The organism is Candidatus Pelagibacter sp. PS_31 (assembly GCF_059417865.1).
The window spans coordinates 1,003,967-1,025,875 of record NZ_CM182069.1 but is presented as its reverse complement, the minus strand read 5'-3'; the positions used below and the strand labels follow the sequence as shown (position 1 = coordinate 1,025,875).

The 21,909-nt window shown below is 29.4% G+C and carries 25 protein-coding genes and 1 tRNA gene; 8 read left to right on the top strand and 18 right to left on the bottom strand.

Features of this window, described 5'->3' with window-relative positions; genetic code table 11:
- From AC5SLN_RS05425 to AC5SLN_RS05415, 3 genes are all read left to right on the top strand, one after another.
- Complete coding sequence (locus tag AC5SLN_RS05425) at window positions 1–846, top strand: 4-(cytidine 5'-diphospho)-2-C-methyl-D-erythritol kinase (protein WP_011281473.1); 846 nt, start codon at window positions 1–3, stop codon at window positions 844–846.
- 32 nt (window positions 847–878) lie between these two features.
- Window positions 879–952, top strand: a tRNA-Gln gene (locus tag AC5SLN_RS05420).
- A gap of 3 nt (window positions 953–955) precedes the next feature.
- Window positions 956–2,230 carry a CCA tRNA nucleotidyltransferase gene (locus AC5SLN_RS05415; RefSeq protein WP_011281472.1) on the top strand — a complete coding sequence of 425 codons (1,275 nt, stop codon included), beginning with the start codon at window positions 956–958 and terminating at the stop codon, window positions 2,228–2,230.
- On the opposite strand, the gene greA is transcribed toward AC5SLN_RS05415, so the two are convergent.
- Genes greA through AC5SLN_RS05400 form a run of 3 tightly spaced genes read right to left on the bottom strand, consistent with a single transcriptional unit; the run spans window position 2,227 to window position 3,993 of the window.
- Window positions 2,227–2,703: a transcription elongation factor GreA gene (gene greA / locus AC5SLN_RS05410; RefSeq protein WP_006997805.1), complete on the bottom strand. Its 477-nt coding sequence runs from the start codon at window positions 2,701–2,703 to the stop codon at window positions 2,227–2,229. The genes AC5SLN_RS05415 and greA overlap by 4 nt on opposite strands.
- 1 nt (window position 2,704) lies before the next feature.
- Window positions 2,705–3,532 (bottom strand): oxygen-dependent coproporphyrinogen oxidase, encoded by an 828-nt coding sequence (gene hemF, locus AC5SLN_RS05405; protein WP_006997806.1) that lies wholly within the window; start codon window positions 3,530–3,532, stop codon window positions 2,705–2,707.
- The gene (locus tag AC5SLN_RS05400; protein WP_006997807.1) at window positions 3,532–3,993 is read right to left on the bottom strand and encodes a tRNA (cytidine(34)-2'-O)-methyltransferase; all 462 of its coding nucleotides are present in this window, start codon (window positions 3,991–3,993) and stop codon (window positions 3,532–3,534) included. The genes hemF and AC5SLN_RS05400 overlap by 1 nt, the downstream gene beginning before the upstream one ends.
- A gap of 86 nt (window positions 3,994–4,079) precedes the next feature.
- Here AC5SLN_RS05400 and petA point away from each other — a divergent pair, with 86 nt between their 5' ends.
- Genes petA through AC5SLN_RS05385 form a run of 3 tightly spaced genes read left to right on the top strand, consistent with a single transcriptional unit; the run spans window position 4,080 to window position 6,642 of the window.
- The gene (gene petA, locus AC5SLN_RS05395) at window positions 4,080–4,589 is read left to right on the top strand and encodes a ubiquinol-cytochrome c reductase iron-sulfur subunit (protein ID WP_011281471.1); all 510 of its coding nucleotides are present in this window, start codon (window positions 4,080–4,082) and stop codon (window positions 4,587–4,589) included.
- A gap of 9 nt (window positions 4,590–4,598) precedes the next feature.
- Complete coding sequence (locus AC5SLN_RS05390; RefSeq protein ID WP_011281470.1) at window positions 4,599–5,858, top strand: cytochrome b; 1,260 nt, start codon at window positions 4,599–4,601, stop codon at window positions 5,856–5,858.
- 4 nt (window positions 5,859–5,862) lie between these two features.
- Window positions 5,863–6,642: a cytochrome c1 gene (locus AC5SLN_RS05385; RefSeq protein WP_011281469.1), complete on the top strand. Its 780-nt coding sequence runs from the start codon at window positions 5,863–5,865 to the stop codon at window positions 6,640–6,642.
- Here the strand turns inward: AC5SLN_RS05385 and ychF are convergent.
- The 7 genes from ychF to lgt are packed head-to-tail and all read right to left on the bottom strand — an operon-like array spanning window position 6,619 to window position 12,537.
- The gene (gene ychF / locus AC5SLN_RS05380) at window positions 6,619–7,692 is read right to left on the bottom strand and encodes a redox-regulated ATPase YchF (RefSeq protein ID WP_494593121.1); all 1,074 of its coding nucleotides are present in this window, start codon (window positions 7,690–7,692) and stop codon (window positions 6,619–6,621) included. The two genes, AC5SLN_RS05385 and ychF, sit on opposite strands and share 24 nt — an antisense overlap.
- Window positions 7,692–8,252, bottom strand: a complete 561-nt coding sequence (gene pth, locus AC5SLN_RS05375; RefSeq protein ID WP_006997812.1) for an aminoacyl-tRNA hydrolase — start codon at window positions 8,250–8,252, stop codon at window positions 7,692–7,694. The genes ychF and pth overlap by 1 nt, the downstream gene beginning before the upstream one ends.
- Before the next feature lie 45 nt (window positions 8,253–8,297).
- Window positions 8,298–8,984 (bottom strand): 50S ribosomal protein L25/general stress protein Ctc, encoded by a 687-nt coding sequence (locus AC5SLN_RS05370; protein WP_494593120.1) that lies wholly within the window; start codon window positions 8,982–8,984, stop codon window positions 8,298–8,300.
- 44 nt (window positions 8,985–9,028) lie between these two features.
- Entirely contained in the window at window positions 9,029–9,961 is a 933-nt protein-coding gene (locus AC5SLN_RS05365) for a ribose-phosphate pyrophosphokinase (RefSeq protein ID WP_006997814.1), read from the bottom strand.
- Window positions 9,962–9,967: 6 nt separating this feature from the next.
- Entirely contained in the window at window positions 9,968–10,729 is a 762-nt protein-coding gene (gene pgeF, locus AC5SLN_RS05360) for a peptidoglycan editing factor PgeF (protein WP_494592580.1), read from the bottom strand.
- Between the two features lie 4 nt (window positions 10,730–10,733).
- The gene (locus AC5SLN_RS05355) at window positions 10,734–11,777 is read right to left on the bottom strand and encodes an SAM-dependent methyltransferase (RefSeq protein WP_494593118.1); all 1,044 of its coding nucleotides are present in this window, start codon (window positions 11,775–11,777) and stop codon (window positions 10,734–10,736) included.
- The gene (gene lgt, locus AC5SLN_RS05350; protein WP_494593116.1) at window positions 11,767–12,537 is read right to left on the bottom strand and encodes a prolipoprotein diacylglyceryl transferase; all 771 of its coding nucleotides are present in this window, start codon (window positions 12,535–12,537) and stop codon (window positions 11,767–11,769) included. The genes AC5SLN_RS05355 and lgt overlap by 11 nt, the downstream gene beginning before the upstream one ends.
- 46 nt (window positions 12,538–12,583) lie before the next feature.
- Here lgt and AC5SLN_RS05345 point away from each other — a divergent pair, with 46 nt between their 5' ends.
- Window positions 12,584–12,838, top strand: a complete 255-nt coding sequence (locus tag AC5SLN_RS05345) for a hypothetical protein (RefSeq protein WP_020169703.1) — start codon at window positions 12,584–12,586, stop codon at window positions 12,836–12,838.
- On the opposite strand, the gene AC5SLN_RS05340 is transcribed toward AC5SLN_RS05345, so the two are convergent.
- Genes AC5SLN_RS05340 through AC5SLN_RS05330 form a run of 3 tightly spaced genes read right to left on the bottom strand, consistent with a single transcriptional unit; the run spans window position 12,816 to window position 15,223 of the window.
- Window positions 12,816–14,135, bottom strand: a complete 1,320-nt coding sequence (locus AC5SLN_RS05340; RefSeq protein WP_494593113.1) for an ATP-binding protein — start codon at window positions 14,133–14,135, stop codon at window positions 12,816–12,818. The genes AC5SLN_RS05345 and AC5SLN_RS05340 overlap by 23 nt on opposite strands.
- A complete protein-coding gene (locus tag AC5SLN_RS05335) occupies window positions 14,116–14,793 on the bottom strand; it encodes a response regulator (RefSeq protein ID WP_271616063.1) in 678 nt (225 codons plus the stop codon). Before AC5SLN_RS05335 ends, AC5SLN_RS05340 begins: the two co-directional genes overlap by 20 nt.
- Window positions 14,786–15,223: a MarR family winged helix-turn-helix transcriptional regulator gene (locus AC5SLN_RS05330; RefSeq protein ID WP_006997821.1), complete on the bottom strand. Its 438-nt coding sequence runs from the start codon at window positions 15,221–15,223 to the stop codon at window positions 14,786–14,788. The genes AC5SLN_RS05335 and AC5SLN_RS05330 overlap by 8 nt, the downstream gene beginning before the upstream one ends.
- A 70-nt stretch (window positions 15,224–15,293) precedes the next feature.
- Here AC5SLN_RS05330 and AC5SLN_RS05325 point away from each other — a divergent pair, with 70 nt between their 5' ends.
- Window positions 15,294–16,175: a branched-chain amino acid aminotransferase gene (locus tag AC5SLN_RS05325; protein ID WP_006997822.1), complete on the top strand. Its 882-nt coding sequence runs from the start codon at window positions 15,294–15,296 to the stop codon at window positions 16,173–16,175.
- Here AC5SLN_RS05325 and pgsA read toward each other — a convergent pair.
- Genes pgsA through uvrB form a run of 5 tightly spaced genes read right to left on the bottom strand, consistent with a single transcriptional unit; the run spans window position 16,172 to window position 21,908 of the window.
- Window positions 16,172–16,756, bottom strand: a complete 585-nt coding sequence (gene pgsA, locus AC5SLN_RS05320) for a CDP-diacylglycerol--glycerol-3-phosphate 3-phosphatidyltransferase (RefSeq protein WP_271616598.1) — start codon at window positions 16,754–16,756, stop codon at window positions 16,172–16,174. The genes AC5SLN_RS05325 and pgsA overlap by 4 nt on opposite strands.
- Before the next feature lie 2 nt (window positions 16,757–16,758).
- Window positions 16,759–18,594 (bottom strand): excinuclease ABC subunit UvrC, encoded by a 1,836-nt coding sequence (gene uvrC / locus AC5SLN_RS05315; protein ID WP_494593110.1) that lies wholly within the window; start codon window positions 18,592–18,594, stop codon window positions 16,759–16,761.
- A complete protein-coding gene (locus AC5SLN_RS05310) occupies window positions 18,581–19,006 on the bottom strand; it encodes a dihydroneopterin aldolase (protein ID WP_494593108.1) in 426 nt (141 codons plus the stop codon). The genes uvrC and AC5SLN_RS05310 overlap by 14 nt, the downstream gene beginning before the upstream one ends.
- Window positions 19,003–19,755, bottom strand: a complete 753-nt coding sequence (locus AC5SLN_RS05305) for an SDR family oxidoreductase (protein ID WP_494591599.1) — start codon at window positions 19,753–19,755, stop codon at window positions 19,003–19,005. The genes AC5SLN_RS05310 and AC5SLN_RS05305 overlap by 4 nt, the downstream gene beginning before the upstream one ends.
- Window positions 19,737–21,908, bottom strand: coding sequence for an excinuclease ABC subunit UvrB (gene uvrB, locus AC5SLN_RS05300; protein WP_494593106.1), 2,172 nt, complete (start codon window positions 21,906–21,908; stop codon window positions 19,737–19,739). The genes AC5SLN_RS05305 and uvrB overlap by 19 nt, the downstream gene beginning before the upstream one ends.
- Window position 21,909: the final 1 nt, after the last annotated feature.

Below are 21,909 nucleotides of genomic sequence, written 5' to 3'. Positions count from 1 at the left end.
ATGAATAGTTTTAAGATAAAGTCTTATGCAAAGATAAATTTAGCTCTAAACGTTACAGGAAAAAAATCAAAGCTTCATAATATCGAAAGTTTAATTTCTTTTATCGATTTACATGATTCAATTACAATAACAGAAAGCAATACAAAACAGCATAAAATCAATTTTATTGGAAGATTTTCTAAAAACATCAGTAAAATTAATACTATTTCAAAATTGTTAAAAATTTTAGATAACAAAAAACTTTTGAATAATAAAAAATTTGAAATTAAAGTTATAAAACATATACCTCAAAAAGCCGGAATGGGAGGTGGGTCTATGAATGCTGCCAGTCTATTAAATTTTTTTATTGAAAAAAAATTAATTAAAATAAAAAAAAATGACTCAAAAAAAATAAGTAATGAAATAGGATCAGATGTGATTTTAGGTATAAAGCCATCACTTGCTATTCTTTTATCTAATGGAGATATTAAAAAATTCAAAAATAAAATTAAATTTCATATATTGGTTGCGAAACCTAACTTTGGATGTTCTACAAAATATATTTATTCTAAAGTTGATTCATTCTCTAAACCTCAATTTAACCCTCCTAAACAGAAACTATTTGAAGCAAAATATTTAAAAAATTTGGACAATGATCTTGAAAAGGTTGCCTTAAATAAATATCCAGAACTTAAAAGAATTAAATCCTACCTCAATGGTTTACCCAACACCCTATTTGTTAGAATGTCCGGATCAGGATCCTCAATAGTGGCTTATTTTCATTCCAAAAAGGCCTGCAAAAAAGCATGCAGCCAATATAAACGAAAATTTAATAACCACTGGTGTATTGAATCAAAAACTATATAATTTTTTTTTTTTGTGATATATGCAACTAATATTGGCCCATGGTGAAGTGGTATCACATCTGTTTTTGGTACAGAGATCCGAGGTTCGAATCCTTGTGGGCCAGCCATATATGAATAGCTTATTAGATAAAATTTTTTTTAGATCTCAAAACCTTAATCACATAAATTTAGGCTTCAAAAATATTAAAAAGGAAACAGAGGTTTCAAAAATATTTGAAGCAATTCATTCATACTCTAGCAATAGTGAAATCCGGTATGTAGGTGGATGTGTAAGAAAGATTATTAATAAAGAAGCATATGATGACATAGATTTAGCAGTTAATTTAAATCCAAAAGAGGTTTGTGAGGCTCTTACTAAAAAGGACATAAAATATTACGAGAGTGGAATAGAACATGGAACAATTACAGCGTTAATTAATGATATAAAGTTTGAAATTACATCATTGAGAAAAGACATTGATACAGATGGACGACATGCAAAAGTAGAGTTCTCTGATAGCTGGAAAGAAGATGCTTCTAGAAGAGATTTTACTATCAATTCTATTTACGCGGATATTGAAGGAAGTTTATTTGACCCATTTGATGGAAAAAAAGATTTAGAAAGAGGAAAAATTAATTTTATTGGAAATGTAGAAACCAGAATTAAAGAGGATTATTTAAGGGTATTAAGATATGTCAGATTTTTTCTTAGTTATTCTAAGCATAGTCATGACCCACAAGTTATTAAAGCAATTAAAAAAAACCTAAGTGGTGTTTCAAGTATTTCCTCAGAAAGATTAATAGATGAATTTCAAAAATTATTAAAATCAAATGGTTTTCTAAAGTTAACTAAGGATAAGGATTGTTTAGAGATTATAAATCTTATTTTTCCACAAATAAAAAATATTTCTCTATTCAATAAAATGAATAGTTTTGCAAAAAAAAACTTTCTTGAAATGGACTTTATTTTCTTATTATCTTTAATGATTATTGATGGAACTGATAATGTAGATTACTTTATTTATAAATTTAATTTATCCAAAAAAGATCAAAAAAGACTTATATTTTTAAATAAGTTTAATTTAGAAAAAAATACGAACCAAACCTTTTCAGAAAAAAATCTAAATAAAATTTTTTATTTTAATGGCAGGGAGGCATTATTAGATGTTCTTTATTTTAAAATTTTTAAATCCAAAAAAGTAGACAATAAGTTAATTAAAATGATTGAAATTTTTAAAAAAAAAGAAATGCCTGTTATGCCATTTAAAGCTAGTACTTTGATGGAAAAATATAAAATTCCTGAGGGAAAGGAGCTGGGACAGAAGTTAAAAGCAATAGAAGAAGTCTGGACTAGTAATGATTTTAAAATTTCAGATAAAGAACTTCAAAAAATAGTAAGTAATTAAACGTACTTTACATCTTTAATTTCAAAGTTTTTTACACCTGCGGGAGTTTTAATTTCAACTAAATCATTTTTGTTTTTTCCAATTAAACCTCTACCTATAGGTGATTGAAAAAATATCAGTTTTTTTTGAAGGTCAGCCTCGTCTTTTCCAACTATTTTATAGGTAATTTTTTCTCCAGTATCCAAATTTTCTAAATCTACAGTTGAGCCAAAGATGACTTTGCCATCATTACTCATTTTGGTTACATCAATAACATTTGCTCTTGCAATAATATCATTTATTTCTGTAATCCTTCCTTCGTTATGAGATTGTTCTTCTTTTGCAGCATGATATTCAGCATTCTCTTTCAGATCTCCATGAGATCTTGCTTCAGATATCGCAGCAACTATTTGAGGTCTTTTTTTTTCTTTTAAAAAAATTAACTCTTCCTTTAAACTTTCAAGACCATCTGCTGTTATTGGTTCTTTATCCATTTTAATTCCATTTTGCTATTGGAGGTAAAGACATTAATATTGCCTCAACATTACCACCTGTTTGTAGGCCAAATTTTGTTCCTCTATCATATAGTAAGTTAAACTCAGCATATCTACCTCTTTTAATATATTGTATCTCCTTTTGTTTTACAGTCCATTTCTTTTTGTGTTTCAATTGTATTATCGAGTTAAATAACATTTGAAAGGTAACTCCAAGATCTGTTACAAATTTAAAGTCTTTCTCCCAATCTTTTTTTTTGTAATCAAAAAAAATACCACCAATTCCCCTTGTTTCTTTTCTATGGGGTAAATAAAAATATTCATCACACCACTTTTTATATTTTTTATAAAATTTTTTATCATGTCGATCACACATTTTTTTTAATTCAGTATGAAGGAAGCTTTTTTCTTTAAGATCTTGGATGCAAGGGGTTACGTCCATACCACCACCAAACCATCCATGTGTTGTGTAGATAAATCTAGTGTTAAAATGAATTGCTGGAACATGAGGATTTTTCATATGCATTACAATAGAAATTCCTGATGCCCAAAAATTTGGATTTTTAGAGGCACCTGGGATTTTTTTACTCATTTTTTTTGAAAACTTTCCATGCACTTCTGAAAAATTTACACCAACTTTTTCAAAAATCTTACCATTTTTTAAAATTCTAAACTCTCCACCACCTTCATCCTTAATTTCACTTCTATTCCAAGTTTTAGATTTAAACTTAGATTTCTTACCTTCTAGTTTTTCAATGTCATTACAAATTGTGTTTTGCAGCAACTTAAACCAATTAGAAGCAAGTTTTTTTTTAATTTCTTTGTCCATTATTTATTAAAGTTAGTTTGCCTTAAATTTTCTGAAAGAATTATAGCAACTGAAGAGGCTATATTTAAAGATCTTTTATTGTCCATCATGGGTATTTTTAACCTATACTTAATTAAATTATGAACATGGTCTGGTACGCCAGCACTTTCTCTTCCAAATAAAAGTGTATCATTACTCTCAAATTTGAAGTCAGTATAAGAATCTGCTGATTTAGTTGTTAATAATATTACTCTCTCATTCTTTTTTGATTTAAAAAATTCATCTGAACTTTGATAAAATCTTATCATTTTTTCATCCATATAATCCATCACAACTCTTTTAAATCTTTTATCGCTGAATAAAAAACCACATGGTTCAATTATTTCTAAATCAGCCCCTAGACATGCACATGTTCTGATAATAGCAGCTGTATTTTGAGGAATATCAGGTTCATATAAGGCTATTTTAGGTCTCAAATTCATGTTTTATGTGTCATTGTTTCAGTGGAAAAAAAACTTTTTTCTTATATGAAATCATATATTAGATAACAATATACAAAAAATTAAAGATGTCTGAAAAAAAACCTGAAAGAAGAGAATTTTTATTTACAGCCTCATATGCGGTAGGTGCTGTTGGGGTAGGAGCTGTTGTTTGGCCACTTGTTGATCAAATGAACCCAGATGCATCTGTTAAAGCATTAGCTAGCACAGAAGTTGATGTAAGTTCAGTTCAACCTGGAAAAACAATCACTGTACTCTGGAGAGGAAAACCAGTTTTTATTAAAAGAAGAACACCCGAGGAAGTAGCTGAAGCAAGAGCTGTTAAAATGGAAGATTTAAAAGACCCTCAAAAAGATGAGGATAGAGCAAAAGATCCAGAATGGTTAGTTATGTTAGGTGTCTGTACGCATTTAGGATGTGTCCCTTTAAATGATAAAGGAGACTACAATGGTTGGTTTTGTCCTTGTCATGGTTCACATTATGATATCTCTGGAAGAATTAGAAAAGGTCCTGCTCCAACAAACATGGAAGTTCCAAAATATGAATTTGTTAACAGCAACACTATTAAAATTGGATAATAAATAATTATGAGTGATCACGAGTACGTTCCTAGTTCAAAATTTGGAAAATGGTTTAATGACAGGCTTCCACTTTTATCACTCGCTAGTCATTTAACTGATTATCCAACACCTAAGAATTTAAATTATTGGTGGACATTTGGTGGGATTTTAACTTTTTGTTTAATTACACAAATCGTTACCGGTTTAACTTTGGCTATGCACTACATTGCTCATGCTGACATGGCTTTTGAAAGTGTTGAACATATCATGCGGGACGTTAACTATGGTTGGTTAATAAGATATATTCATGCAAACGGTGCTTCAATGTTTTTCTTAGCAGTTTATATTCACATATTTAGATCTTTGTTTTATGGATCATATAAATCTCCAAGAGAAATTATTTGGATTATTGGAATAATAATTTACCTTTTAATGATGGCAGCAGCATTTATGGGATATGTTTTACCATGGGGTCAGATGAGTTTTTGGGGAGCAACAGTTATTACAAATCTTTTTAGCGCCATACCTTTAGTGGGTGAGGGAATAGTTAATTGGTTGTGGGGAGGTTATTCTGTAGATAACCCAACTTTAACAAGGTTTTTCACATTACATTACTTAATACCATTTTTAATCTTGGGCTTAGTCGTTCTTCATATTTGGGCGCTTCATGTTCCTGGAAACAATAACCCAGTGGGGATTGATGTTAAAAAACCTTCTAAGGATACAGTACCATTCCATCCATATATTGTGATCAAGGATGGCTTTGCACTATTAATGTTTATGATTGTATTTGCATTTTTTGTTTTTTATTCACCAAATATTTTAGGGCATGCAGATAATTATATAGAAGCAAACCCAATGGTAACACCAGCCCATATCGTTCCAGAGTGGTATCTATTACCATTTTATGCAATCCTAAGATCAGTTCCTGATAAATTAATGGGAGTAGTTGCAATGCTATCGGCAATTTTAATTTTAGCTGCACTGCCTTGGTTGGATACTTCAAAAATTAGATCAGCAGTATTTAGACCTCTTTACAAACAATTTTATTGGATACTAGTAGTGGATGTATTAGTTCTAGGTTACGTAGGTGCGATGCCAGCTGAAGGGCTTTACTTATTGATTGCCAGGGTTGCCACAGCTTACTACTTTATTCACTTTTTAATAATCTTACCGGTATTAGGATTTAAAGAAAAAACCATACCATTACCCTTAAGTATTACAGAACCAGTGCTTGGAGGGATGCCAATGGCATCAGCTGTTAAAAAAAAAGAAAGTTTAAATTAATTAAGTGAAAAATATTTTAAAAATTAGTTATTCAATTATTTTTTTATTAGTAGGAACTCTTACAGTTAATGCTGCAGAAAAAGTCGATCTTTTAAAAACAGATTGGAGTTTTAAGGGATTATTTGGAAAATTTGACAGAGGTTCACTTCAAAGAGGATATCAAGTTTATACTGAGGTTTGTGCATCGTGCCATTCAATGAAATATGTAAGTTATAGAAACTTATTTGAGCCAGGTGGACCAGAGTTTACAGAAGAGCAGGCTAAAGCAATAGCTGCAAGTTTTGAAGTTACAGATGGACCCAATAATGATGGAGAAATGTTTGTAAGACCCGCTAAGTTATCTGATAAATTTGTCATGCCTTATGAAAATGTTAAAGCAGCTCAAGCAGCAAATGGAGGAGCTTATCCTCCTGATATGTCTGTGCTAGCAAAAGCTAGAACTGGTGGGGTTGATTATATTTACTCATTGCTACTTGGTTACGAAGATCCACCGAGTGGTGTAACGCTTGATGATGGTGTTTACTATAACAAGTTTATGTATGGAAATAATATTAAGATGGCAGAACCATTATCAGATGGTTTGGTAGAATATAGTGATGGAACTACAGCATCTAAAGAGCAAATGGCAAAAGATGTTACAACATTTTTAATGTGGGCAGCTGAACCTCATTTAGAAAGCAGACACAAGATGGGCTTTAAGGCTATCTTGTATTTAATTATTTTAACTATTCTAGTTTACTTTAGTATGAAGAAAATTTGGTCACGTATTGAATCTGAAGTTTAATATATCACCATCTTTGACAATATAATCTTTTCCTTCAAGTCTCATTTTTCCATTTGTCTTTGAATTGACCCAACCTTGATTTGCTATGAAGTCTTCATAAGCAATTGTTTCGGCTCTTATAAAACCTTTTTCAAAATCAGTGTGTATTTCACCAGCTGCTTTTGGTGCAGTACAATTTTTTTGGATAGTCCAAGCTCTAGTTTCTTCAGGCCCAGATGTAAAATAAGTATCCAACTCTAAAATATTGTAACCTTTTTGAATTAACATATTTAAACCAGTTCTTTTTAGTCCAATCATCTCCATATAATTTTCTTTTTCTTCATTTTCTAATTGATTTATTTGGTTCTCAATATCAGCTGAAACTATTAAGGTATTTTTTTCACCATATTTATCAATAAATGCTTGAGTGTATTTATTTCCATTTTGAACACTTGCCTCATCAACATTACATACAAAGATTTTAGGCTTTAAAGACAATAAACCACTTTGGCTTATTAATTTTTTATCAAATTGTTCATAAAGTATTTGAATATCTTTAGAATTATTTATGCAGTCAGAAGCAATTTCTAATATTTTTAATTGTTCCTCATCTACATTTTTTTTATTATTTTTTTCCAATCTTTTTTGTATTGATTCAAGGTCAGCCAACATCATTTCTGTTTCAATAATTTCCAAATCTCTAATTGGATCAACTGTTGGGTTCACATTTTGAATATCATCAGAGTCAAAACATCTGATCATATGAATGACTGCATCGACTTCTCTTATATGAGATAAGAATTTATTTCCTAAGCCTTCACCTTTAGAGGCACCCGCTACTAGTCCAGCTATATCTACAAACTCAATAGTAGTGTTAATTTTTTTTTTTGATTTTGATATTTCTACCAATTTGTCTAGTCTTTCATCTGGCACAGGAACCACACCAACATTTGGCTCTATCGTACAAAAAGGGAAGTTAGCTGCTTGTGCCTTACTAGAATTTGTAAGTGCATTAAATAGTGTAGATTTACCAACATTAGGTAAGCCAACAATTCCACACTTAAAACTCATTATTTATTATTTACAGTGCTTGAGAATAAATCTAATTTTTTATCAATTAATATAGCCATTGAATCAATAATATTTTTAGTAATTTTTTCTAGTTGTATCATTTCATCTTCATCAAAATCTTTTAATACATGATCTGCAACATCAGCCTTAGTTTTGGGTTTTCCAATTCCTATTCTAACTCTTGAATAATCTTTACCAATAAATTTATCTATAGATTCAATTCCATTATGTCCTGCACTTGATCCTGCAAATTTTGCTTTCACTTTTCCAAATTCAAGGTCAAGGTCATCATGGAAGACAATCACATCTTCAGCATCAATTTTGAAGTATTCAATTAATTCCCTTATACAAATTCCAGAATTATTCATAAAGGTTAATGGTTTTATTGCATAAACCTTTTTATCTTCAATATTACCTGTAGTTAATAATCCTTTAAATTTTGGTTTTTGTTTAGACAAACCAAACTTTTGATTAAGAGCATCAATTAATTTGAAACCAATATTGTGTCTGTTGTTTTCGCTATCGGGTGTTGGATTTCCTAAGCCTACAAATAAAAGCATATTTTTTTTAAATCGTATCTAGGAGTCTTCACTATGATAAGTTGATTATTTTTTTTCTTCAGTGGCTTTTTTTTCGCCGTCATCTTTTTTATCACTCTCAGCTGCTGGTGCTGCTTCTTTACCATCTTCTGCTACTTCTGCTTCAGCTTCAGCTGGTTTTTCTGGCTCTTTCATCACTGTAGGTGCTGCTAAAGTTGCAATTACAAAATCTCTTCCAATAATAGTTGGTGTAACACCTTCTTCTAATTTTACTGAAGATATTTTGAAACTTTCCCCAATATCCACCCCATCTAAATCAATAGTTATTGCAGATGGAATTTTTTCACTTGGACATTTTAATTCTATTTTTCTTCTCACAATGTTTAGTACTCCACCTCTTTTTAGGCCTGGTGAAGTTTCATGATTAATAAATACCACAGGCACTTCTATTCTAATTTTTACACCTGGTACAACTCTTAGAAAATCAATATGAGTTGGCTCGTCAGATATTACGTTATAAGTAATTTCTCTTGGTAAAACATTTTGAGGTTTGCCATCTAAATTAAGATTTATTATGTTTGATAAGAAACTTCCTTTATCTATTAAAGATTTTAATGTTTTTTTTAATACAGTAACTTTTTGATTTTGATCTGGTCCCCCATAGATTATGCCAGGGATATTTCCAGCCGATCTAAGAGAACGGACATCTCCTTTTGACTTAGTATTTCTAGTATTTGCATCAAGTGAATTCATAAAAAGATGGCTTTTAGCCCAAGTTTCTTAATAACTCAAGATAATTATTTAAATAAATCGGATACAGATGTTGAGTTAGAGATCCTTTTAATTGCCTCACCCATAAGTGCTGAAATAGGCAAAACTTCTATATTTTTAACATTTTTAATTTTATCGTGATTATCAATTGTATCCGTTATTACTAATTTTCTAATAACTGATTTTTTAATTTTATCTACTGCTTCTCCACTTAAAACTCCGTGAGTAATATAAACATAAACCTCTTTAGCACCTCTATCCTTTAAAGCTTTCGCAGCGTTTACTATAGTTCCACCTGAATCAATTATATCATCAACTATAATACAGGTTTTCCCTTTAACATTTCCTATAACATTCATAACTTTGGATTGTCCTGGTTTAGGTCTTCTTTTATCCACAATAGCAAGTTCCACATTTAAAATTTTACCAAGTGCTCTCGCTCTTTCAGTTCCACCAACGTCTGGTGCAACACAAATAATATTTTTACTTTTAATATTTTTTTTAGCATGTCTTGCAAAAATTGGTGTAGCAAATAAATTATCTACAGGAATGTCAAAAAAGCCCTGAATTTGTCCTGCATGAAGGTCTACAGTAACAACTCTGTCAGCACCTGCTTTAGTAATTAAATTAGAAACCAATTTTGCAGAAATAGAAGTTCTAGGCACTACTTTTCGATCTTGTCGTGCATATCCAAAATAAGGAATAACAGCAGTAATATTTTTTGCTGAAGATCTTTTTAAAGCATCAATGCAAAGTAGTAATTCCATTAGGTTGTCGTTTGCAGGTGATGAAATAGACTGAATTATAAAGATACTATTACCTCTAATATTTTCATTAATTTCTATATAAATTTCTCCATCAGAAAACTTTTTTATACTTGAGTTTACAAGCTTAGTTTTTAAATATTTTGCAATATTTTTACTTAGAGGTTTATTGCTGTTTCCAGTTAATAATTTCATGAGATATTATGAATTAATCATAATTACAGAAATATTTCTACCATAATCATTCTCATTGCGGCTAATAGATCTTCGTGCACTAAAAAAATTATTTTTTGGATTAAATGTATTCTTATTAATTATATCAATTTTCTTTATATTTAAGGCTTTTAATTGAGAAAGGACATATTTCTTTAAATCAAAGAAATCTTTATTTTGAATCTTTTTAAAAAATTTTTTATTTTTTCCATCTTTTTTGATGAGTTTTTTAATAAAATCTTTTTTTACCTCATAATTTTTTACCGAAATACATGGCCCAATAACAGCAGTAATGTTTTTAGGGGTGCAGCCTTTTTTTATCATAAAATTTAAGGTTCTTTTAATTATCCCTTTGAAAGCACCCTTCCAGCCAGCATGGATTGCAGCAATCATCTTTTCTTTCTCATCATAAACAAGTATTGGAGCACAATCTGCTGTTAATATAGCTATAGGAAATTCCTTTTTATTTGTGACTAGCGCATCTCCTTCAAAATTATAATTTTTAAGTTTTAGATTTTTATCTATAAAATGAAATTTATTGCTGTGAATTTGCTTTAGTAAAATAATTTTTTTAAGTTTAGTTTTAATTTTCCTTTGAACGATTTGAAGATTTTTTAAAACATTTTTTTTATTGTCTGAGGACCCAGGGCCACAATTTAAGCTCTTAAAAATACCTAGAGATTTTCCACCCTTTCTATTAAAGAAAGCATGCTGTAAGTTTTTAAATTTACTGAGTTTCTTTGACTTAATCAGTTTAAAACCCCAATTTAAATTTATTTTTATTTGTTGTTATTAGCATCACCTTAAACAATTCACCCATATGATTTTTATCTATAAGTCTTTTTATTCTAAAATAAATATCAGCTTTTTCACTAAATATCATTTTCTTGGATAATATTTCTGCTCTTTCAAGAATACCAAGTTTTGTTAAAAATTCACCTTGAGTAGTATTCATTGAGGTAAGTGAGCTTAATTCTTTAACTATTCTATTTAATAAACTGAAACTTAAATTGTAGGTAATGTCAGAATTACCAAACCCTTTTAGCACATCACAATATTTATGTTTCGATACAGCTTGCAGGGTATTTTTCATTTTTTTATCAATATACGCATAATCTATTATTAAAATTCCACCATTATTACGTTTAATCTTATTGGTGATAATTTTTAGGTATTCAGTTGATTGCGGTGAATACTCAATAAAGTTCTGTTGTTTTGTAATTTTAAATTTAATTTTATTTTCAAATTTTTCCATATCAAAAGGAACATCAAAATACTCAAATTTATTGGTAAAAAATCTAACATGTCTTTCAAACCATTTTCTCTTCTTCTTTATGAATTGCTTAATAGGTAACGCGTCAAAAAATTCGTTTGCTAAAAAAATACATGGCGAATTATCCAATTCGCTTAAATCATTTAACCACTGAATATTTTTTTTATTGATATTAATTTTTTGTTTTTTTCGAAGCAATTTACTTCTTTCTAAAATCTTAATGTGACAAGAATTTTTAAATATTTGAAATTTTTCAAAGGTATTGACTAAAACTTTCATCATTTCACCATTACCGGCCCCTAACTCGATTAAATTAAATTTTTTAGGGCAACCTAGATTTTGCCAAAACGACACCACCCAAATTGCAATCATTTCTGAAAATAATACAGATATGTTGGGTGAAGTTATGAAATCACCCTTTTTGCCAAAGGGATTTTTTTTCATGTAGTAGCCTGATGTTTTATTATAAAGAGATTCCTCTATAAACTTATCTAAAGTAAACGACTGATTATTCTTAATTTTCATTTTTTAAGGATAAAAGGTAAACCCCGGTCAGGAAAAAAAGAACACTTATCAATTGACCTAACGTTAGGTTTAAAACTAAGTAACCGATTTGTGGGTCTGGAGATCTGAAAAACTCTATAAAAAATCTAAATAGAGAATAAAAAATCAGGAATAAAGCAGAGATTTTTCCAGGTACTTTTAAATAATCTTTTTTAAAAAAATACCCAAGTACAAAGAAAAGAATTATTCCCTCAAAAAAAGCCTCATATAATTGTGAAGGGTGCCTTTTGATATTATCTATTAGAACAAATTGAACTGACCAAGGAAGGTCTGTAGCTCTTCCATAAAGCTCTGAGTTTATAAAATTGGCAATTCTACCAAAAAAGATTCCAATTGGAGCAGATAGGGCAACCAAGTCTAAAAATATAAACGAATTTGTATTGTATTTTTTTGAGAACAATATTGATGCAATTATAATTCCAATTAAAGCACCATGAAATGACATTCCTCCATTCCAAACCATCAATATTTCTATAGGGTTATCTAAATAATATTTTAGATTATAAAATAAAGTATAACCAAGCCGACCCCCCAAAATCATACCTAAAATGAGATAGGTTATAAAGTCATCAAATAGCTGAAGAATATGAGAGTCTTTTATTAATTTTTTTTTACAATACAGCCAACCAAGTGCAATACCCACAATATAAGCCAAAGAATACCATCTGATTTCTAATGAAAATATTTGAAACGCAACTGGGTCAAAATTATTAATAAACATTTTTAAAAAACTACGTATAAAGTATATTAATTTTATAAGCGAATATATGACAAAATCAAAATTTGTAATTGATAAATTAACAAAGCTATTTGAACAAGGGCTAATTTCTTATAAAGATTTAAGTTCTGAAATAATAAATGTTTTAAGATCTAAAAGAGAAGAGATCATTTTTAAAATGAAATTAACTAGCAAAGAAGAAATGGATATATTAATTAAAAGAGTTGAAAATTTAGAAAAAAAAATCAATAAATTTGAAAAAAAAAGTCCAAATAAAAAACCTATAAAGGTAAAAAAATCTTAACTCTAAGGCCGTTTAAAGGAGATTTATCTAATAAAATATTTCCTCCATGGGATTTGATTATGTCAGATGTAATTGACAATCCAAGACCAACACTAGATTTAGAATCCCCTCTACTTTTATCTACTTTATAAAATGGTTTGAAAACATTCTCGAACTCTTCTTTAGGAATACCGACTCCGTCATCATCAATAGTAATTATTATGTTACTGTCTTTTTTTGATAGATGAAAATTTATATTTTCAGCATATTTAATTGAATTATCAATTAAATTATTTAAAGATCTTTGTATTAAATTCTTTCTTCCATTCATGTAAACTCTTGGAATTATTTCTTTAGTTATTTTATCATTATTATATTTATTTATTATAGTTTCGATTAATTTTGAAATATCAAAAATTTCATCTTTTTCTAAATAAGATGAACTTGTAAACTGTAGATATTCATTAAGCATTTTTTCCATTTCATCTATATCTAAAGATATTTTTTTTGATAAGTCTTTATCTTTCATAAAAGATAGCTGAAGTTTTATTCTTGTTAAGGGTGTTCTTAAATCATGGCTTATGCCAGATAACATTTCAGATCTTTGATTTAGGTGTCTCATTATTCTTTTTCTCATTTTATCAAATTCTAAACCTGCCTTTCTGATCTCTAGGGCACCTGACGGCCTGTACTCATCAATATTTTCTCCTTTACCAAATCTTTCTGCAGCTTTAGCCAGGTTTATAATTGGTCTGGTTTGATTTTTTAGAAATAGTATAGCTATGGTTATCATTAGTAGAGCTGGTATAGTGATCCATAAAGCAAATATTCTAGCAGATGAGCTTGCAACCCTATCTTTTGGAATAAAAAATTCAAAGTAACCCTCGTTATGTTTAATATTTATATGAATAAGCTCTTTATAACTTGTTGTATCGAACCAGAAATTTTGAGCACCCATATTAGATTTCAGTTCTCTTCTAAGTGTTCTATCTATTGGACTAAACCATCTTTCTTTTTGAGCTTTCTCAAATAAACCATCTTTTTTAAACACAACATTAAGATCTAAATAAACTGAGAATAAGCCTGACAGATCGTTATTATTATATTTTCCATTATCATAAGCTGTTATGAATGTTTTCATCTCACCGATTAATGCTCTTGTCATACCTTTATTTGTTTTAATCCAAAGACTATCAAAAAAAACAATCGATATGACTACTTGAAGAACAACTATTGGAACTGCTACGATTAATAAAGCTCTATAAAATAATCTTTTCGGTAGTAAATTTTTTACAAAATTATTCAATCCATAAAACATAGCCAGCACCTCTTAAAGTTTGTAAGTATTTTGGATTTTTTGGGTCCATTTCAATTTTTTTTCTAAGTCTTGTAATTATAACATCTATTGACCTTTCTTTATCAAGATCAGTTAGTTTACCAATATCCTCTCTTGAAAAGGTTTTACCAGGATTGTTAATCATTTTTTCTAATATAATTTTTTCAGTACTATTTATTTTATATTCAATATCATTTTTAATGATTAAAAGTTTGTTAAGATCAATTTTAATATTATCAAAGGTTATAATTCTTTTTTCATCATTTCTTTTTGTTTTATTTAAAATATTTTTTATTCTTAAAATAAGTTCTTTTGGCTCAAAGGGTTTTGGTAAATAATCATCAGCACCTATCTCTAAACCTTCAACTCTATTTTCAGCCTCTCCTTTAGCTGTTAATAAAATTATAGGGGTATCAATTTTAGATTTATTTTGTTTGATAAAATCCAACCCACTTTTGCCTGTCATCATTATATCCAAAACGATTAAATCAAATTTAATTATTGAAATTTTTTCTTCTGCATTTTCTGCACTATTTGATGTAGTAACCAGAAAATTATTTTCATTTAAATATTGTTTAATTAGGGATCTAATTCCCTCATCATCATCTACAACTAAAATATGGGCTATAAAATCATTCATTAATTATCTTCTTTAAAACATTGTCAAAGTTTAAAACTTGATCTGAGCTTGAATTTAAAAGGGCATTATAAATTCTTTTTTTTTGTATCGAAAATATTTCGTCAAAAATTTTTTCTCCTTTTTCATTTAAAAAGATGTGTTTTACTCTTGTGTCTTGTTGATCTTTTTCAAAAAAAACCACATCAAGTTTAATTAAATCTTTTAAAACTCTATTTAAACTCTGCTTAGTAACCTTTAACTTCTTTAATAGATCAGAAATTGTAATCCCTTTATACATTGATAACAGGTGTAAAACTTTGTGGTGAGCTATACCTATAGAGTATTTATCCAATGTTTTCTTGGCATCCGAAAAAGACTCACGGTAACTTGTAAATAACTTTTCAATCAGCTGCTTTAATTGAGTATCCTTTAAATATAAAAGTTCTTTCATTATGGGTAAGTTATATTGACATATTATAGATACAAAGATAATTTTAGAGAAAATTTAAATTATTTCATTCATGATACCATACGATAAAAGATCAGGTAAAATTTGGTTTAATGGCGAGCTCGTTGATTGGGCTGATGCTAAAATTCATGTTTTAAATCATGGCCTTCACTATGCTAGTTGTGTTTTTGAAGGTGAAAGAGTCTATGATAATTCAATTTTCAAATTAGAGGAACACACATCCAGACTTTTTTATTCTGCAAAAAGAATGGGTATTAAAATTCCTTATACTGAAGAAGAAATAAATTTAGCATCAAAAAAAATAATTTCAGTTCAGGGTGTCAAAGATGGATATGTTAGACCAACAATATGGAGAGGTAGCGAGATGATGGCTATATCTGCTCAACAAACAAAAATTCATGTTGCTATAGCAACTTGGGAGTGGGGTTCATATTTTGATCCAAAACTAAAAATAGAAGGTATTAAATTGAATATATCAAATTGGAGAAGACCTGCGCCTAATACAATACCTTGGGATACAAAAGCTTCTGGATTATATATGATTTGTACTTTATCAAAACATGAAGCTGAACAACAAGGCTATACAGATTCTCTAATGCTTGATCATGAAGGAAATGTTGCAGAAGCAACAGGTGCTAACATTTTTTTTAAAGATAAAAATGGAGAAATTCACACACCAATTCCAGATTCTTTTTTAGACGGCATTACAAGAAGAACGGTAATTGAAATTGCAAAATCTAAAGGAATAAAAGTCAATGAACGAAAAATTGCACCAGCTGAATTATCAAATTTTGTAGGCTGTTTTTTAACAGGTACGGCAGCAGAGGTTACGCCAGTATCATGTATTGCTGAAAATAAGTTTAAAGTTTGTGAAACTATAATTGACTTAAATGAAAGTTACCAAGCATTAGTTAGAAAAAGAAAAGCAGCTTAGTTTTTGTTATCTTCAGATATTGCATGGTCAATGCCTTTTCTTAAATATTCATAACCAGTATACAAAGTTAAAAATGCAGAAAGCCAAAGCAGGATTATGCCAATAGTTTGAGCATTATAATCTTTAAAATTTAAAATTTTATTACCAGTTTCACCAGTTAGTAAAAGAGCTATAGCAACCATTTGTAAAAAAGTTTTTAATTTTGCTAAGTTAGTTACTGGTAATTTAATTTGTCCTCTAGCTAAAAACTCTCTTAAGCCTGAAATTAGTATTTCTCGTGTAAGTATTATAATTGCTGCAATAACCTCGTAATGTTTAATTGTTCCACTCATGACAAGCAATATAAGTGCAGTAGCAACAATAATTTTATCTGCTATAGGATCAAGTAATTCACCCAACTTAGACTCTTCACCCATCATTCTCGCCAACATTCCATCCAAAAAATCAGTAAATGAAGCAATTACAAACAATACGCATGCAGTTAAATCACCATAAAAACCAGGTAAATAAAATGCTAGAACAAAAAAAGGTACAATTATTATCCTACCTATTGTTAAAATATTTGGAATTTTTTTAAGCATAATTATTCGTGAAAAAAGTTATATATCTTTTTTGCAACTTTTTCTTCAACACCTTCAACTGATTTAATTTCATCAAAACTTGCAGATTCTACTGCTCTAGCAGAGCCAAAATGGTTCAATAGTGCTCTTTTTCTAATCGATCCAATACCATCAATTTGATCCAGTAAGGATTTTGTAATTCCTTTTGCTCTTTTTGCTCTATGAGAGGTGATAGCAAATCTATGTGCTTCATCACGTAGTCTCTGCATAAAAAATAGAGTGGGGTCATTCTTATCAAATTTAAATGATTTTCCTTTGTAAAAAAAAGTTTCATCTCCACTATTTCTTAGTTTACCTTTAGCAATGGCTATCATAGGAAGATCATGTAAACCAAATTCATCTAACACTTCTTTGGCAGATGAATATTGACCTTTACCACCATCAATTAAAATTAAATCAGGAAGAGTTAAATAATTTCCTTTTTCTAACATTGCTCTTTTAAATCTTCTCGTAAGAACTTCTTTTAACATCGCAAAATCGTCTTGTTCATTACCTTTTGTCTTAATATCAAATTTTCTATATCTTTTTTTAACAAATCCTTCATTTCCAAAAGTAATCATAGCACCCACACTATTTGTTCCTGAGATGTGACTATTATCATAAACCTCAACTAAGTTTAAACCATTTTTAAGATCAAATTTTTTAGCAACACCCTCAAATAAATTTTTATTATTATTTGTTTCATAAATTTTTCTATTAAGTGACTCTTTGGCATTTTTTTCTGCCATAGCAATTACTTTAGCTTTAGTGCCTTTTTTTGCTACATTAATAGAAATCGCACTATTTTCTTTTTTGCTTAAAGTTTCTTCAATTAATTTTTTGTCTTCTATTTCTGTATTAATGATTATTAATTTTGGAACATTTTTATTTTCATAAAACTGCATCAAGAACGAAGACATTATTTCAGATAAGCTTTGATCAGGATCATGTTTTGGAAAATAAGCTTGGTTGCCCCAATTTTGTTTAGACCTATAAAAAAATACTTGAATACACGTTTTACCAGATTCTTTGTATGCAGCAATTACATCTGCATCAATTAAATTTGCTTCATTAATTCTTTGTGAAGATTGAATTATATTTAAAGATTTAATTCTATCTCTAAAAATAGAAGCTCTTTCAAAATCTAGCTTTTCACTAGCTTCCTCCATTTGTTTAGATAGGTTTTTTTGTATATCCCTTGATTTTCCCGATACAAACTGAATTGCTTGATCTACTGATTTTTTATAATCTTCTTTATCTATATAATCGACACAAGGACCAGAGCATCTTTTTATCTGATAAAGAATGCAGGGTCTTTTTCTATTCTTGAAGGTACTATCATCACAAACTCGAATTTGAAATATTTTTTGAAGCATCTTAATAGTCCAATTAGCAGTTCCAGCTGAAGCAAACGGCCCAAAGTAAAATCCTTCTTTATCCTTTTTCCCTCTATGTTTTGTAACTTGTGCCCATTGGTCTTTATTACTGATAAAAACAAAGGGAAAAGATTTGTCATCCTTGAGCAATATATTGAATTTAGGTTTATGTTTTTTTATTAAATTAGCCTCTAAAAGTAGAGCTTCACTTTCATTGGCAGTAGTTGTTATCTCTAGCTTAAAAGTTTGAGAGAGCATTCTTGCTGTTCTAATAATATGGTTTTTTTCAGCAACATAGCTTTTCAATCTATTGGGTAAGTTTTTTGCTTTACCTACGTACAAAATCACATCTTTATGATCAAGCATTCGATAAACTCCAGGGCTTTTAGGAATTAATGGGAGCTCTTTTCTAATTACGTCTTTGCCTAATTCAGCACTTTTCATAACTTCTTTTTTTGGTAATTTGGATACCAACAGAGGCACATTCTTTAATAATTTCTAATTTTTCAATTTGAAGCATAATTTTTCCAATTCGTTTATCTTTAAATAATACATCAAAAACATCTTCAGCAAGTGTTTCTAAAAAATTATAATGTTTCTTTTTTGCGAGTTTTGTAATTAATTTTACAACCTGCCCATAATTAACAATTGATTTAATATCCTTATCATTTGTTGGTTTTCTATCTTCATAATCAATCTCTAAACTGAATTTTACTTTTTGAGTTTTTTCTTTTTCAAATTCATAATAACCAAGCTTTAAATCTAGAATTAACTCTTTAATAAGAATTTTTTTTTCGTAATTAAATAAACTTTTATTTTTATCTATTTTGACAATATTTAAATTATTTTTTTTCATTCTTTTCCAATTACATCTGGTGTTTGCCAGTTTAAACTTTGTCCACTATCTATTGCTATTACTTGACCTGTAATTGAACTGTTTTTGATAAAAAAGTCAACAGCAGAACATATATCTTGTACATTTACCTGCTGTTTTAAAGGGGTTGCCAAGTACTGCTTTTTAAAATGTTTATCACTCTGTCTTTTATTTTTAATAGTAGGACCAGGGGCTATTCCATTAACTCTTATATTTGGAGCTAATTCCATAGCGCTAGTTTTTGTTAGAGTATAAAGCCCTGTTTTACTTAAAGTATAAGAAAAGAAAAAGGGAGTTAACTTAAAAACTCTTTGATCAATTATATTTATAATATTGTTATTTTTACCTTTAACATTTTTTGAAAATTCTTTTGTAAGATATGCGGGTGCTTTTAAATTTACATCAATATGTTGGTTCCAGCTTTTAGAAGAAAAATTTTTAAGATTATCATTTTCAAATAATGAAGCATTATTAATTAAACAATCAAAATATTTTAATTTTAACTTTGAGAATTTTATAATTTTTTTTAAATCTTGTTCTTTTGCAAGATTACCTTTTACCAAGTAAACTTTTGTTTTATTTTTTGACAATTCTTTTTGTAATTTTTCAGCTTCAGATTTAGAGTTATTGTAATGAATAACCATTTCAACTCCTGGACCTGAGAGTTTCTTTGCAATAGCAGCGCCCATTCTTGTTGCGGCTCCTGTGATAATTATTTTGTTTGCTTCCATTTTTTCTTACCTTTTTGTGCTCTTGTACCAGGTAAGCCCATCTTTGATCTACCTTTTGGATACACTCTATTTTCTTGATTATAGTGTTTTACTTTTGGATTTAATACAATTTCTAACTCTGACGCTTCAAGGTTTCTTATTTCGTCTCTAATTTTTGCAGCTTCTTCAAATTCAAGGTTTGTTGCAGCATCTTTCATTCTTTTATTTAATTGTTTTAAATGTTTCTTTAAATTGCCACCAATATTGTCACCTGTTCCAACTTTTAGGTAATCTTTTTCATAAACACTTTCTAAAACATCGCTAATTTCTTTTTTAATTGAGGTTGCATCAATGTTGTGCTTTTTATTATAGGCAACCTGAATTGCTCTTCTTCTGTCTGTTTCTTGAATTGCTTTTTTTATACTTTTTGTTTCTTTGTCAGCATAAAGAATAACCCTTCCTTCAAGATTTCTTGCAGCTCTTCCAATAGTTTGAACTAAAGAAGTTTCAGATCTTAAAAAGCCCTCTTTATCTGCATCTAAAATTCCAACTAATGCACACTCAGGAATATCAAGTCCTTCCCTTAAAAGGTTTATTCCAACTAATACATCAAATACTCCAAGTCTTAGATCTCTCATGATTTCTATTCTTTCAAGTGTATCGATATCCGAGTGTAGATATCTGACCCTAATACCATTTTCATGAAAGTATTCAGTTAAGTCTTCAGCCATTTTCTTAGTTAAAGTTGTAACCAATACTCTAAAATTTTTATCAATTGTTTTTTTACATTCATGCATCAAGTCATCAACTTGATTTTTTGCAGGTTTTATCTCAACTGGCGGATCAATTAAGCCAGTAGGTCTTATTATTTGTTCAACGAACTTACCTTTAGTCTGTTCTAACTCCCATGGACCAGGTGTTGCTGATACGAAAACAGTTTGTGTTCTCATTGCATCCCACTCTTCAAATTTAAGAGGCCTGTTATCCATACAAGAGGGCAGTCTAAAACCATATTCTGCAAGATTGCTTTTTCTAGATCTGTCCCCTTTATACATTCCATTTAATTGTGGAACAGTTACGTGGCATTCATCTACAAATATAAGAGTGTTGTCTGGAAAATATTCAAATAGAGTAGGAGGTGGCTCTCCAGGTTTTCGTCCTGATAAAAATCTAGAATAATTTTCAATACCAGCACAAGAACCAGTAGCCTCAATCATTTCAAGATCAAATTTTGTTCTCTCTTCTAAACGTTGAGCCTCAAGAAGTTTATTTTGTTCTTTAAATTTCTTAAGAGTAACCTCAAGCTCTCTTTTAATTTTTATTACAGCTTGTTCAATTGTTGGTTTTGGAGTGATGTAGTGACTGTTTGCATAAACTTTTATAACATCTAAATCTTTTAATAGATCTCCTGTTAAAGGATCAAATTCTTCGATCTTTTCTAATTTATCTCCAAATAAACTTAACCTCCACGCTCTGTCTTCAAGGTGTGAGGGAAATATTTCAATATATTCACCTCGTGCTCTAAAGGTACCTCTGTAAAAACTTTGATCATTTCTTTTATATTGTAGGTGTACTAAGGTTTTTATTAACTGTTCTCTATTGTAGTCATAATCCTTCTTTAAACTTAAAGTCATTTTACTGTAAGCTTCAACTGAACCTAATCCATAAATACAAGAAACACTGGATACAATAATTACGTCATCTCTCTCTAGTAGCGACCTTGTTGCTGAGTGACGCATTCGATCTATTTGTTCATTAATAGATGCTTCTTTTTCTATGTAAGTGTCTGATCGTGGGACATAAGCTTCTGGTGTGTAGTAATCATAGTAAGAGACAAAATATTCAACTGCATTTTCTGGAAAAAATGATTTCATCTCTCCATAAAGTTGAGCTGCTAATGTTTTATTGGGAGCAAGTATAAGAGCGGGTCGATTAGTTCTTTCAATAACTTGAGCCATTGTAAAAGTTTTTCCAGAACCAGTTACACCAAGTAAAACTTGGCTTAACTCATCTTTATTTGCACCCTTAACTAATTGTTTAATTGCCTCAGGTTGATCACCTGCGGGTTTAAAATCTGTTACAAGTTTAAACTTTTGTCCACCTTCTAGTTTCTGGTGAATTTCTGGGTTTTTACTTTGGATTTCAGTAATTAAATCTTGATAAGTATTTTGCATT

Excerpts from the sequence above, each read along its gene's own strand:
- uvrB (WP_494593106.1), bottom strand. The coding sequence starts at position 21,908 with ATGCAAAATACTTATCAAGATTTAATTACTGAAATCCAAAGTAAAAAC.
- pth (WP_006997812.1), bottom strand. The coding sequence starts at position 8,252 with ATGCTTTTATTTGTAGGCTTAGGAAATCCAACACCCGATAGCGAAAAC.
- AC5SLN_RS05355 (WP_494593118.1), bottom strand. The coding sequence starts at position 11,777 with ATGAAAATTAAGAATAATCAGTCGTTTACTTTAGATAAGTTTATAGAG.
- AC5SLN_RS05370 (WP_494593120.1), bottom strand. The coding sequence starts at position 8,984 with ATGAATTCACTTGATGCAAATACTAGAAATACTAAGTCAAAAGGAGAT.
- AC5SLN_RS05330 (WP_006997821.1), bottom strand. The coding sequence starts at position 15,223 with ATGAAAGAACTTTTATATTTAAAGGATACTCAATTAAAGCAGCTGATT.
- lgt (WP_494593116.1), bottom strand. The coding sequence starts at position 12,537 with ATGTTTATTAATAATTTTGACCCAGTTGCGTTTCAAATATTTTCATTA.
- greA (WP_006997805.1), bottom strand. The coding sequence starts at position 2,703 with ATGGATAAAGAACCAATAACAGCAGATGGTCTTGAAAGTTTAAAGGAA.
- ychF (WP_494593121.1), bottom strand. The coding sequence starts at position 7,692 with ATGAGTTTTAAGTGTGGAATTGTTGGCTTACCTAATGTTGGTAAATCT.
- AC5SLN_RS05335 (WP_271616063.1), bottom strand. The coding sequence starts at position 14,793 with ATGAATGATTTTATAGCCCATATTTTAGTTGTAGATGATGATGAGGGA.
- AC5SLN_RS05305 (WP_494591599.1), bottom strand. The coding sequence starts at position 19,755 with ATGGAAGCAAACAAAATAATTATCACAGGAGCCGCAACAAGAATGGGC.
- AC5SLN_RS05340 (WP_494593113.1), bottom strand. The coding sequence starts at position 14,135 with ATGTTTTATGGATTGAATAATTTTGTAAAAAATTTACTACCGAAAAGA.
- AC5SLN_RS05345 (WP_020169703.1), top strand. The coding sequence starts at position 12,584 with ATGACAAAATCAAAATTTGTAATTGATAAATTAACAAAGCTATTTGAA.
- AC5SLN_RS05365 (WP_006997814.1), bottom strand. The coding sequence starts at position 9,961 with ATGAAATTATTAACTGGAAACAGCAATAAACCTCTAAGTAAAAATATT.
- AC5SLN_RS05425 (WP_011281473.1), top strand. The coding sequence starts at position 1 with ATGAATAGTTTTAAGATAAAGTCTTATGCAAAGATAAATTTAGCTCTA.
- AC5SLN_RS05325 (WP_006997822.1), top strand. The coding sequence starts at position 15,294 with ATGATACCATACGATAAAAGATCAGGTAAAATTTGGTTTAATGGCGAG.
- AC5SLN_RS05390 (WP_011281470.1), top strand. The coding sequence starts at position 4,599 with ATGAGTGATCACGAGTACGTTCCTAGTTCAAAATTTGGAAAATGGTTT.
- AC5SLN_RS05415 (WP_011281472.1), top strand. The coding sequence starts at position 956 with ATGAATAGCTTATTAGATAAAATTTTTTTTAGATCTCAAAACCTTAAT.
- petA (WP_011281471.1), top strand. The coding sequence starts at position 4,080 with ATGTCTGAAAAAAAACCTGAAAGAAGAGAATTTTTATTTACAGCCTCA.
- pgsA (WP_271616598.1), bottom strand. The coding sequence starts at position 16,756 with ATGCTTAAAAAAATTCCAAATATTTTAACAATAGGTAGGATAATAATT.
- hemF (WP_006997806.1), bottom strand. The coding sequence starts at position 3,532 with ATGGACAAAGAAATTAAAAAAAAACTTGCTTCTAATTGGTTTAAGTTG.
- uvrC (WP_494593110.1), bottom strand. The coding sequence starts at position 18,594 with ATGAAAAGTGCTGAATTAGGCAAAGACGTAATTAGAAAAGAGCTCCCA.
- AC5SLN_RS05310 (WP_494593108.1), bottom strand. The coding sequence starts at position 19,006 with ATGAAAAAAAATAATTTAAATATTGTCAAAATAGATAAAAATAAAAGT.
- AC5SLN_RS05400 (WP_006997807.1), bottom strand. The coding sequence starts at position 3,993 with ATGAATTTGAGACCTAAAATAGCCTTATATGAACCTGATATTCCTCAA.